An 11,703-nucleotide genomic window follows, 5' to 3' on the forward strand; every position below is an offset into this window, starting at 1 on the left:
CAAGGTCGCTGAGGGCGGCCTTGGCACCCTGCTGGCGGAGCAGTAACAAACAAAAACGACGGGGACCCCACCGGATGGTGGGGTCCCCGTCGTCGTTAGCGGTGCCGGGCGAAGGCCCGTGCGGTGCCTAGTGGGCGTGGTCTCCGCGGCTGTACTCGTAGACCCAGCCGATCAGCGCCACGATTGCCAGGCCACCGGCGATGAAGGTGATCCAGAAGCCGACCGCGATGCCCAGGAAGCCTCCTGCGCAGGCGAGGCCCAGGACCAGCGGCCACCAGCTCCAGGGGCTGAAGTGGCCCTGCTCGCCGGAACCCTCGTGGATCTCGGCGTCGCTGCGGTCCTCGGGACGCAGGCCGACGCGCTTGCCGGTGAAGCCCAGGTAGGCGCCGATCATGCCGGCCAGGCCGGCGACCAGCAGGATGCCCAGGATGCCGACCCACTCGCTCCAGTTCGTCATGAAGCCATAGACGATCGCGACCGGGATGAAGAAGAAGACACCGAGTCCAAAAATTCTAGATTCGATTTTCACAGTTAGGCGTCCTTCTGGTCGGCGTTACCGAGCGTCGCAGCAGCCGGCGCCGGGGAGTCGATGGTGTAGCTCTGGGCGAGCTCCGGGTGGTGCAGGTCCAGGGCGGGACGCTCGGACCGGATCCGGGGCAGCGAGGTGAAGTTGTGGCGCGGCGGCGGGCAGGAGGTTGCCCATTCCAGCGAGGCACCGAAGCCCCACGGATCGTCGACCATGACCTTCTCGTTGCTCCGCCAGGTGATGTAAACGTTCCAGAAGAACGGGATTAGCGAGGCGCCCAGCAGGAAGGAGGAGTACGTGGAGAACTGGTTCATCCAGGTGAAGCCGTCTTCGGGCATGTAGTCGGCGTAGCGGCGGGGCATGCCCATGACGCCGAGCCAATGCTGGATGAGGAAGGTGCCGTGGAAGCCGAGGAACAGCATCCAGAAGTGGATCTTGCCGAGGCGCTCGTTGAGCATCTTGCCCGTCCACTTCGGCCACCAGAAGTAGAAGCCGGCGAACATGGCAAACACGACGGTACCGAACACCACGTAGTGGAAGTGCGCCACGACGAAGTACGTATCGGAGACGTGGAAGTCCAGCGGCGGGGAGGCCAGGATGATGCCGGTCAGGCCGCCGAAGAGGAAGGTGGCCAGGAAGCCGATGCTCCACAGCATGGGGGTTTCGAACGTGATGGAACCCCGCCACATGGTGCCGATCCAGTTGAAGAACTTCACGCCGGTGGGAACCGCGATCAGCATCGTCATGAAGGAGAAGAACGGCAGCAGGACCGAGCCCGTGACGTACATGTGGTGGGCCCACACGGTGACGGACAGCGCGGCGATGGAGATGGTGGCGTAGACCAGGCCCTTGTAGCCGAAGATCGGCTTGCGGCTGAAGACCGGGAAGATCTCCGAGACGATGCCGAAGAACGGCAGAGCGATGATGTAGACCTCGGGGTGGCCGAAGAACCAGAACAGGTGCTGCCAGAGGACGGCGCCGCCGTTCTCCGGGTCGAAGATGTGCGCACCGAAGCGGCGGTCAGCGCCGAGGGCGAAGAGGGCCGCGGCCAGCGGCGGGAAGGCCATGAGCACCAGGATGGCGGTGACAAGGGTGTTCCAGGTGAAGATCGGCATGCGCCACATGGTCATGCCCGGGGCGCGCATGCAGATGATCGTGGTGATGAAGTTGACCGCACCCAGGATGGTACCGAAGCCGGAGAGGGCCAGGCCGAAGACCCAGAGGTCACCGCCGACGCCGGGGCTGAAGGTGGTGTTGGACAGCGGCGCGTAGGCGAACCAGCCGAAGGAGGCGGCACCCTGCGGGGTGATGAAACCGGAGACGGCGATCGTGGAACCGAAGAGGAAGAACCAGAAGGCCAGCGCGTTCAGTCGCGGGAAGGCGACGTCGGGGGCACCGATCTGCAGCGGCATGATGACGTTGGCGAAGCCCGCGAACAGCGGGGTCGCGAACATCAGGAGCATCACCGTGCCGTGCATGGTGAAGAGCTGGTTGTACTGTTCCTTGGTCTGCAGGATCTGCATGCCGGGTTCGAACAGTTCGGCGCGGATCAGCAGCGCCATGACGCCGCCGAAGCAGAAGAACACGAAGGACGCGATCAGGTACATGTACCCGATGGTCTTGTGGTCCGTGGAGGTGATCCAGTTGACGACGATGCGCCCCTTGGATTTGGGTACTACGGGAGCCTCAAGGATCCCGGAGGGCTGAGAGTAGGTTGTTGCCACTTCGCGCTCCCCTTACTTGTTCTCGGTCGGGGCCGGGTTGCGGTCGTACTCTTCGCCGAGCAGGCCGGTGTTGCCGTCCTGGCGGAGCTGGTTCATGTGGGCGGCGAACTCCGACTCGGAGACGACCTTCACGCGGAACAGCATTTCGGAGTGGTACTCACCACAGAGCTCGGCACACTTGCCGTCGTAGGTTCCCTCTTTGGTGGGAGTGAACCGGATGTAGTTGGTCTTGCCGGGGATCATGTCGCGCTTCTGCAGGAAGGCGGGAACCCAGAAGGAGTGGATGACGTCGCGGGAGTTCAGCTCCAGGTCCACGGACTTGTTGACGGGCAGGTACAGCGTCGGCAGCTTTTCCTTGTCGACGTCGGTGCCGGTCAGGTGCGCCTGGACGCCGGCCTCGTGGACGTCCTCGGTGACGACGTCACCCTTCTTGTAGTTGAAGTCCCAGGCCCACTGCTTGCCGCGGACGTCGACGACGACGTCGGCAGGCTGGCTGCGGTCGTCGATTGCCTTCTGGTCGCTGTCGGTGAAATAGAAGAACACCAGGACCATGAAGAGCGGGATCGTCAGGTAGAAGACCTCGAGCGGGAGGTTGAAGCTGTTCTGGCGGGGGAACCCGACGGTGCCCTTGCGGCGCCGGTAGGCGACTATGCACCAGATCATCAGGCCCCAGGTGATGATGCCAACGACCAGGGCTGCAATCCATGAGTTGACCCAGAGGTCCATGATGCGGTCAGTGTGGTTGGTGGTGCCGCGCTCGGTCGGCAGCCACCCTTTCTGTACCTCTGGTGAACATCCAGTCAAAGCCAACGCGCCGGCTAGTGCCAAGCCAGTGATCGAAGTGATCTGTTTGCGTCGGCTGCCGGTTCGGTTCTGCGAACTCACAGACGGCCCTTCCTACTTGTTGCTGTCGCCCGGCCGCATACAACGATCCGGGCACACTAAAAGTTTTACTACTCGGTGTAGAGCTTACCGCTCCCTGGGAGTTTTCGCCCACATGTCCGCGCCGTGGTCCGGCACCTTTTTCGGGGTTTCCGCGTTAGGGTCCCCGGACGGAACAATGGCCGGGCTGAAAGCCCGGCCATTGACCTTAGTGGAAGGAGTCTCCGCAGGCGCAGGAGCCGCCGGCGTTGGGGTTATCGATCGTGAAGCCCTGCTTCGAGATGGTGTCTTCGAAGTCGATGCTCGCGCCGCTGAGGTACGGCACGCTCATCTTGTCTACGACGACCTCGACGCCGTCGTAGTCGCGGACGGCGTCGCCCTCGAGGAGGCGCTCGTCGAAGTAGAGCTGGTAGATCAGGCCGGAGCAGCCGCCCGGCTGCACGGCGACGCGGAGGCGCAGGTCGGTGCGGCCTTCCTGTTCCAGCAGGCTGCGGACCTTGCCGGCAGCGACGTCGGTCAGCTGCACCTCGTGGCTGGCCAGTTCCTGGCTCTCCTGGACTGCGGTGTCGGTGCTGGTTTCATTGGTTGTAGTGCTCATGGCCTACCTTCTGACGACGGTCGGAGCGGCGCCGCCCGGGCGGCGCCAGCCCCTGCTTTAACGGTATGGGCTATAGCTACATGCTACGTCGATCAGTGCTGTAGCTCTAACTCCTGGGATAACCGTCTGCGTCCGCCGGATGTTCCCCGAAGGGCCGGTATCAGGCCAGTCCCTCGGCGTTCAGCCGGGCCAGGAGCAGCGCCTCGGCGATGATCGCGTTCCGGAAGTCCTCCAGGTGAAGGGACTCGTTGGCGCTGTGGGCGCGGGAGTCCGGGTCCTCGACGCCGGTAACCAGGATCTGGACGTCCGGATACAGCTCGGTGAGGTCCGCGATGAACGGGATGGACCCGCCGATGCCGGTCTCGACGGCCGGCACGCCCCAGGCCTCGCCGAGGGCCCACATCGCCAGCCGGGCCGCCGGGGAAGAGGTGTCGGTCATGAAGGCGCTGCCGGTCTCCCCCGGGGTGAAGACCACCTGGGCGCCGAACGGGGCGTTGGCCTCCACGTGGCGGCGGACCGCGTCCATGGCCTCGTCCGGGTTCTGGCCCGGGGCCAGGCGGAGGCTGAACTTGGCCTTGGCGCGCGGCAGCAGGGTGTTGGAGGCGACGTTCACAGCGGGGGCGTCGATGCCGATGATGGACAGCGCGGGTTTCGTCCACATGCGCGAGGCGATGCTGCCGGTGCCGGCGAGCTTGACGCCGTCGAGCACGGACGCGTCCTTGCGGTATTCCTCCTCTGTCAGGTCCACGGCGGCGTCATCCCGGCCCACCAGCCCCTCGATGGCGACGCTGCCGTCGTCGTCGTGCAGGGTGGCGATCAGGCGGGAGAGCAGGGTGGGGGCGTCGAGCACGGGGCCGCCGAACATGCCCGAGTGCACCGCGTGGTCCAGGACCTTGACCTCGATGGTGCCATCCACGAGGCCGCGGAGGCTGGTGGTCAGGGCGGGGATGCCGACCTTCCAGTTAGAGGAGTCGGCAACGACGATCACGTCGGAGCGCAGCAGTTCCTGGTGGGTTTCCAGGAATGCGCGGAAGGTCGGCGAGCCGGCCTCCTCCTCCCCCTCGAAGAAGAACGTGACGCCGAGGCCCAGCTCCTCCCCCAGCACCCGGCTGACCGCGGAATAGGCGGCGACGTGCGCCAGGATGCCGGCCTTGTCGTCCGCGGCGCCGCGGCCGTAGAGCCGGCCGTCCCGCTCGACGGCGGTGAACGGTTCGGTCTCCCAGAGCGAGAGGTCGCCGGTGGGCTGGACGTCGTGGTGGGCATAAAGCAGGATGGTTGGCTTGCCGGCCGCGGCGGGACGGCGTGCGACGACGGCGGGTCCGCCCGGGGTGCCGTCCTCCTTGTCGCAGCGCAGGATGCGCACATCATCGAAGCCGCTGCCGCGGACCAGCTCGGCCACCGCGTCGGCGCTGGCATTCAAGGGAGCGGGATCAAAGCTGGGCCAGGCGATGCCGGGGATCGCGACGAGTGCCTTGAGCTGCTCGACGGTGGCGTCAAAGGCCTCGGTGACGGCCTGGCGGAGGGCTGCGGTATCGACGGTCTGGGTGTTGCCGCCTGCTGAATGCTGCGGGGTGCCCGCGGGTGATGAAGTCATGGCCAAAACACTACCCGTGTCCCCGATCACCTCAAACAGCACCACAGGCCCCACCGTAGGCACGGTGCGGGCGCCGGCACGCGTCCCGGTGCCCGCGTCCGCCGCCGCGTCATCGGGCCGGGAACGGCACCCCTGCAGGGTAGTCTGTAGGGGTGTTTGGACGGAAAAAGGAAGCGCCCTCGGCGCAGGATGTAGTTGACCAGCGGGTGGCCGCGGCTCGAACCCCCACCGCCGGCAAGGGCGCGCCCACCCCGAAGCGCAGCGCGCAGGAAGCGGCCCGCAAGCGGCCCCTGGTGCCGCAGGACCGCAAGGCCTCGCGAGCGGCGGAGCGCACCGCGGTGGCCGAGCAGCGGCTGAAGATGCGCCAGGCCATGGATACCGGCGACGAGAAGTTCCTCCCGCTCCGGGACAAGGGCCCGCAGAAGCGCTTCGCCCGTGACTACGTGGACGCCCGCTACAGCCTGGGCGAATACCTGATGTTCGGTGCGCTGGTCTTCGTGGTTATTTCCCTGCTGGTGCCCGCCAGCAGCGAGCAGATGATCTACGTCCTGGGTGCCTTCTGGGTGATGTTCCTGGCCGTCTTCGTCGACGTCTTCTTCCTGTCGCGGAAGCTGAAGAAGCGCCTGACGGAGAAGTTCGGCGACGTCGAACGCGGCACGGTCTGGTACGGCTCGATGCGTTCGCTGCAGTTCCGCCGCCTGCGCATGCCCAAGCCCCAGGTCGGCCGCGGCGAGTACCCGGCCTGACCCCACCACCCGCCCACTAAAAACCCCCGGCAGCCTCGCTGCCGGGGGTCTTTCGCATCTGTGGGTGCTGCCGCCCGGGTGGGCGTCGCGTGTCCCGCGGGGGCTCTTCGCCTAGCGACGGACGGGGTGCTTGGCCAGATACCGGTTGATCCGCGCCGCCCAGAACGGCCCCTCATAGAGGAACGCGGTGTACCCCTGGACCAGGGTGGCGCCGGCCTCGAGCCGGGCGCGCACGTCCTCGCCCGATTCCACCCCGCCCACCGAGACAAGGGTCAGCGCGCCGCCGGTCGCCGCCTTCAGCCGGGCCAGGACCTCCAGGGACCGCTTCTTCAGCGGCGCGCCGGAGAGACCCCCGGCCCCGCAGGACTCCACGGCATCCGGGTCGGAGGCCAGCCCCGTCCGCCCGATGGTGGTGTTGGTGGCGATGATGCCGTCGAGCTTCAGGTCCAGCGCCAGCCGGGCAACGTCGTCGATGTCCTCGTCGCTGAGGTCCGGGGCGATCTTGACCAGCAGCGGAACGTGCCGTCCGGCGGCGGCGTCGGCCGCTTCCCCCACGGCGGTCAGCAGCGGGCGCAGGGTCCCGACGTCCTGCAGCAGCCGCAGGCCGGGGGTGTTGGGGGAACTGACGTTGACCACCAGGTAGTCCGCGGCCGGCGCCAGGCTGCGCGCGCTGATGAGGTAGTCCGCGACAGCGTCCTCGAGCTCCACCACCTTGCTCTTGCCGATGTTGATGCCGATCACCGGCCGCACGGTCCGGTAGCGGCGCTGCAGCGCGGCGCGTGCGGCACGGAGACGGGGAGCGACGGCGGCGGCGCCGTCGTTGTTGAAGCCCATCCGGTTGATCACGGCGCGGTCCTCGATCAGGCGGAACAGCCGCGGCGACGGGTTCCCGGGCTGGGCCTGGCCGGTGATGGTGCCCACCTCGATGTGGCCGAAGCCCAGGTCCGTGAGGGCCTCGATGCCGTGGCCCTCCTTGTCGAAGCCGGCGGCCAGGCCGAACGGTGAAGGGAAGGTCAGGCCGAACGCCTCGGTCCGCAGCGACGGCGCCGGTGCCGTGAGCCGCTGCAGCAGCCGGCCCGCACCGCAGCGGTGGGCGAGGCGGATGCCCTGAAAGCCGATCTTGTGGGCACGCTCGGCGTCCATCCAGGAGAAGGCAAGCCGGAAGAAGGTGGGGTAAAGGCGCATGGTCCTAGTTTTCCGGGTCCGGCGCGACAAAGCCAACCGGCGCGGGCGGGTGTCCCGGGCCGGGCGCTAGCATGATGCCATGACCCGCGATGAAGCAGTCCCCGCCCGCTCCCCGGGCTCCCCCTCCCCCGCCCGGATTGAGGCGGACGTGCTGGTGGTGGGCGCCGGCCTGGCCGGGCTGGTCGCCGCGTCCCAGGCGTACGCGGCGGGACGCCGGGTGGCGGTGCTGGACCAGGAACCCGAGGCCTCCGCGGGCGGCCAGGCCCATTGGTCCTTCGGCGGGCTTTTCCTGGTCAACACCCCGGAACAACGCCGCCTGGGCGTCCGGGACAGCGCCGAGCTGGCCCTCGCCGACTGGTTAGCGTCGGCCGGCTTCGACCGCGAGGAGGACGCCTCCGCCCGGCAGTGGGCCGAGGCGTACGTGGACTTCGCCGCCGGTGAGAAGCGCTCCTGGCTGGCCGCCCTCGGCGTCGGACTGTTCCCGCTCGTGCAGTGGGCCGAACGCGGCGGCTACGGACCTGACGGCCACGGCAACACGGTGCCCCGCTTCCACGTCGCCTGGGGTACCGGCCCCGCAATCGTGGCACCATTCCTGGCCAAGCTCCGGGAGGGCCAGGCCGCCGGGCGGGTGAGCTTCCATTTCCGGCACCGTGCCACCGGGCTGACGACGACGGCGGGCCGGGTCACCGGGGTGCACGGCTCCGTGCTCGCACCGAGCACCGCCGCCCGCGGCGAACAGTCCTCCCGGGAAGAGGCGGGCAGCTTCGAGGCCTCCGCGGCGGCGGTGATCGTCACGAGCGGCGGAACCGGCGGCAACCACTCGGCCGTACGCGCCCAGTGGCCGGGCGGAAACGCCCCGGCGGAGATGCTCTCCGGGGTGCCGGCCTCCGTGGATGGAGAGTTCCTGGGGGCAGTGTCCCGGGCCGGCGGAACCCTGGTCAACGGCGACCGGATGTGGCACTACCCCGAGGGCATCCACAACCACTCTCCCGTCTGGCCCCGGCACGGCATCCGCATCCTGCCCGGCCCGTCCGCGCTCTGGCTTGATGCGACCGGACGGACGCTGCCGGCTCCGCTGTTCCCGGGTTTCGACTCCTTGGGCGCGCTCCGGCACATCCTGGGCACCGGGTACGCCCACTCCTGGTTCGTGCTGAACCGCAGCATCGCGCTGAAGGAATTCGCCCTCTCCGGCTCGGAACAAAACCCTGACCTCACCGGCAAGGACCTGCGCCTGCTGGCCACCCGGCGGCGGCCCTCCCCGGACAACCCCCTGCAGCGGTTCCTGGACCGCGGGGTCGACTTCCTGCAGGCCGGCACCCCGCGGGAACTGGCCGGGCGGATGAATGAGCTGGCCGGCGGCGGACTGATCGACGCGGATGGACTCGAGCGCACCATCCGGGCCCGCGACCGCCAGTTCGCCAGCGGATTGGGCAAGGACCCGCAGCTGGCCGCCATCCGCGCCGCCCGCCGCTTCGCCACGGACAAGCTCATGCGCGTGGCACCGCCGCACCCGTTGCTCGATCCGCGGCACGGCCCGCTGCTGGCCGTCCGGCTCTCGGTCCTGACCCGCAAGAGCCTGGGCGGGATCCGGACCGACCTGCAGTCCCGGGTCCTGGACGCGTCCGGCGCCCCGGTGGACGGGCTGTACGCCGCCGGCGAGGCGGCCGGTTTCGGCGGCGGCGGCATTCACGGCTACCGCGCCCTGGAGGGGACGTTCCTGGGCGGGTGCCTGTTCTCCGGGCGGGCCGCCGGGCGCGCCGCCGCGGCGGCCGTGGCCTAGGCAGACATCCAGCGCAGGGAGGACGGACGGTGGCCGACGAGGGGCTGCAGTGGCAGCAGGACATCCTGGGCGAGGATTTCGCCGCGTGCACTTTCACCGCGGCCGGCCCGGACGGCGTCGAACGCGAAGCCACGCTGGTCCGTCACGTCCCCTCCCTGGGCGCAGGCCGGCGGCCGCGCCGGGCGGTACTGTTCCTACACGGCTGGAGCGACTACTTCTTCAACGAGGAGCTCGCGGAATTCTGGACCGGGCACGGTTTCGACTTTTTCGCCCTGGACATGCACAACCACGGACGCAGCCTGCGGCCGGGCACCCACGGCGGCTACGTGGCGGACCTGGCCGACTACGACGCCGAGATCACGACGGCCATCGCGATCGTCCGGTCGATGGGGGCGGGCGGCCGGTACCCGGTCACGCTGATGGGCCACTCCACCGGCGGCCTGATCGCGGCGCTGTGGGCCAGCCGCCACCCGGGAAACGCCGCGCAGCTGGTGTTGGACAGCCCGTGGCTGGAGATGCACGGCACCCCCGCCCTCCGCCGCGCGGCCCGAACCATGGTGGAACCCCTCGCCCGGTTCCGGCCCGAGTCCGTGATCCGGCTGCCGGCGCGGCCGTTCTACTGGCGCAGCATCAGCAGCGCCGCCGAGGGCGAGTGGCTGCTCGACGACGCCTACCGGCCGCCGCATGCCTTTCCAGTGCGGGCCGGCTGGCTCAGCGCCGTCCTGTCCGGGCAGACCCGGGTGGCACGGGGCCTGAACATCGACGTGCCCATCCTGGTCCTGATCTCCGGGGCGAGCGCCAACGGCATGTTCTGGAAGGAATCCATGCGCCGCACCGACGCCGTGCTGGACGTGAACACCATCGCCCTGCGCGCCCTGAGCCTCGGGCGGACCGTCACGCTGGAGAGGATCGACGGCGCACTGCACGACGTCTTCCTCTCCGCCCCCGGCGTCCGGGCGGACGCCTACGCCCGGCTGGCCCGCTGGATGACGGCCTACGCCCCTGAGGAGGGCGGCGCCGGCTGAGCCGCGGCGTCCACGGCACCGCCGTAGCGACGGTCACGCCGGGCGTAGATCTCCACGGCCTCCCACAGGGTCCGGCGGTCCACGTCCGGCCAGAGCGTGTCCAGGAAGACGAACTCGGCGTAGGCGGACTGCCAGAGCAGGAAGTTGGACAGGCGCTGCTCGCCGGAGCTGCGAAGGAACAGGTCAACGTCCGGCAGGTCGGGCTCGTCGAGGTACTTCTGGATGGTCTTCTCGGAGATAGCCGAGGGCTTCAGCCGGCCGGCGGCCACCTCCTCGGCGATCGCCGAGACGGCGTCGGCGATCTCCGCGCGGCCGCCGTAGTTAACACACATGTTCAGGGTGCAGGTGCTGTTACCGCGGGTGAACTCCTCGGCCTCCTCCAGCTCCTTGATGACCGAGCCCCACAGGCGCGGCCGCCGGCCGGACCAGCGGATCCGCACGCCCCACTCATTCATCTGGTTGCGCTGGCGACGCAGCACATCCTTGTTAAATCCCATCAGGAAGCGCACCTCTTCCGGGGAACGCCGCCAGTTCTCGGTGGAGAAGGCGTACACGCTCAGGTGCTTGATGCCGAGCTCGATCGCCCCGGCCACCACGTCCAGCAGCGCCGGCTCCCCCGCCTTGTGCCCCTCGATCCGCGGCAGTCCGCGCTGGTTGGCCCAACGGCCGTTGCCGTCCATGACGATCGCGACGTGCTGCGGCACCAGCTCGGCCGGAATGGCCGGCGGCACCGCGCCGGAGGGGTGCGGGTAAGGGGCCACCACGGGGGTGGTGCGCTGCGGGGTGGGGGTTTTCTTCTTGCCGAGGGCCACGGTCAGGTTCGCTCCACATGCTTGAGGGATTTGAGGACACGCTCCAGGTGCCACTGCAGGTAACTGGCCACCAGGCCGGCCGCCTCACGGCGGTGGACGGCCACGGACGCGTCCGCGGCAGTCCAGTTTCCGGTCAGCAGGGCGCCGAGGAGGACGACGGTTTCCGGCGCCGGCGCGGGCGATCCGGGCGGGCGGCAGGCCGGGCAGACCATCCCGCCCAGGGGTGCCGAGAAGGCCGTGTGCGGGCCCGGCGCCCCGCAGCGGGCGCAGTCGGTGAAGCTGGGGGCCCAGCCGCCGGTGGATAGCGCGCGGAGCAGGTAGGAATCGAGGATCAGTTCCGAGGCGTGGTCGCCGCGGCTCAGCGACGCCAGCGCCCCGACCAGCAGGTTGTACTGCGCGGTGCCGGCCTCGCCGTCGACGTCGGTGAGCTTCTCGGCCGTTTCCGTCATCGCCGCGGCCACCGTATAGCGGCCGTAGTCGGCCGCGATGCCGGTCCCGTAGGCGCCCTTCGCGACGGCCTGGGTGACCACGTCCAGGGTGCGGCCCGAGATCAGCTGCAGGTCCGCGACCATGAAGGGTTCCAGCCGGGCCCCGAACCGGCTGCTGGTGCGGCGGACCCCCTTGGCGACGGCGCGGACCTGGCCGTGGTGCTTGGTCAGCAGCGTGATGATGCGGTCGGCCTCGCCGAGCTTATGGGTGCGCAGGACGACGGCGTCGTCCCGGTAGGCGCGCGCGGCGTAGGAGGATGGTTGAGCCACAGTTTTATCTTCGCACTGACTTCGCGTAATCGCCGCCACGGGCCGTCCGCCCGCGGAAACAGCGCTGCGCCGC

Annotated in this window: 11 protein-coding genes; 3 read left to right on the top strand and 8 right to left on the bottom strand. The window is 69.0% G+C overall.

What is annotated here, in order from left to right; translation table 11 throughout:
* Positions 1-127: 127 nt before the first annotated feature.
* The 5 genes from AB0305_RS16480 to AB0305_RS16500 all read right to left on the bottom strand — a co-directional run bounded on the left by AB0305_RS16480 (position 128) and on the right by AB0305_RS16500 (position 5,324).
* Positions 128-529, bottom strand: a complete 402-nt coding sequence (locus AB0305_RS16480) for a cytochrome c oxidase subunit 4 (protein WP_290257799.1) — start codon at positions 527-529, stop codon at positions 128-130.
* 2 nt (positions 530-531) lie between these two features.
* Positions 532-2,250 (bottom strand): cytochrome c oxidase subunit I, encoded by a 1,719-nt coding sequence (gene ctaD / locus AB0305_RS16485; protein WP_290257798.1) that lies wholly within the window; start codon positions 2,248-2,250, stop codon positions 532-534.
* Positions 2,251-2,262: 12 nt separating this feature from the next.
* Positions 2,263-3,135: a cytochrome c oxidase subunit II gene (gene coxB, locus AB0305_RS16490; RefSeq protein ID WP_364135625.1), complete on the bottom strand. Its 873-nt coding sequence runs from the start codon at positions 3,133-3,135 to the stop codon at positions 2,263-2,265.
* A gap of 205 nt (positions 3,136-3,340) precedes the next feature.
* Positions 3,341-3,730, bottom strand: a complete 390-nt coding sequence (locus tag AB0305_RS16495; protein WP_290257796.1) for an iron-sulfur cluster assembly accessory protein — start codon at positions 3,728-3,730, stop codon at positions 3,341-3,343.
* Between the two features lie 160 nt (positions 3,731-3,890).
* Positions 3,891-5,324, bottom strand: coding sequence for a dipeptidase (locus AB0305_RS16500; RefSeq protein ID WP_364135622.1), 1,434 nt, complete (start codon positions 5,322-5,324; stop codon positions 3,891-3,893).
* 152 nt (positions 5,325-5,476) lie between these two features.
* On the opposite strand from AB0305_RS16500, the gene AB0305_RS16505 reads away from it, so the two are divergent.
* Entirely contained in the window at positions 5,477-6,070 is a 594-nt protein-coding gene (locus AB0305_RS16505; protein ID WP_364135620.1) for a DUF3043 domain-containing protein, read from the top strand.
* 111 nt (positions 6,071-6,181) lie between these two features.
* On the opposite strand, the gene AB0305_RS16510 is transcribed toward AB0305_RS16505, so the two are convergent.
* Positions 6,182-7,255: a quinone-dependent dihydroorotate dehydrogenase gene (locus AB0305_RS16510; RefSeq protein ID WP_364135617.1), complete on the bottom strand. Its 1,074-nt coding sequence runs from the start codon at positions 7,253-7,255 to the stop codon at positions 6,182-6,184.
* A 79-nt stretch (positions 7,256-7,334) separates the two neighbouring features.
* Between AB0305_RS16510 and AB0305_RS16515 the strand changes: the two genes are divergently transcribed.
* Positions 7,335-9,035, top strand: coding sequence for an FAD-binding dehydrogenase (locus tag AB0305_RS16515; protein WP_364135614.1), 1,701 nt, complete (start codon positions 7,335-7,337; stop codon positions 9,033-9,035).
* 44 nt (positions 9,036-9,079) lie between these two features.
* Positions 9,080-10,060 (top strand): alpha/beta hydrolase, encoded by a 981-nt coding sequence (locus AB0305_RS16520; RefSeq protein WP_364135822.1) that lies wholly within the window; start codon positions 9,080-9,082, stop codon positions 10,058-10,060.
* On the opposite strand, the gene AB0305_RS16525 is transcribed toward AB0305_RS16520, so the two are convergent.
* Entirely contained in the window at positions 10,030-10,872 is an 843-nt protein-coding gene (locus tag AB0305_RS16525) for an isoprenyl transferase (protein ID WP_364135611.1), read from the bottom strand. The genes AB0305_RS16520 and AB0305_RS16525 overlap by 31 nt on opposite strands.
* 2 nt (positions 10,873-10,874) lie before the next feature.
* Positions 10,875-11,630: a DNA repair protein RecO gene (recO, locus tag AB0305_RS16530; RefSeq protein WP_364135608.1), complete on the bottom strand. Its 756-nt coding sequence runs from the start codon at positions 11,628-11,630 to the stop codon at positions 10,875-10,877.
* Between the last annotated feature and the right edge of the window lie 73 nt (positions 11,631-11,703).

Source organism: Arthrobacter sp. NPDC080086 (assembly GCF_040702285.1).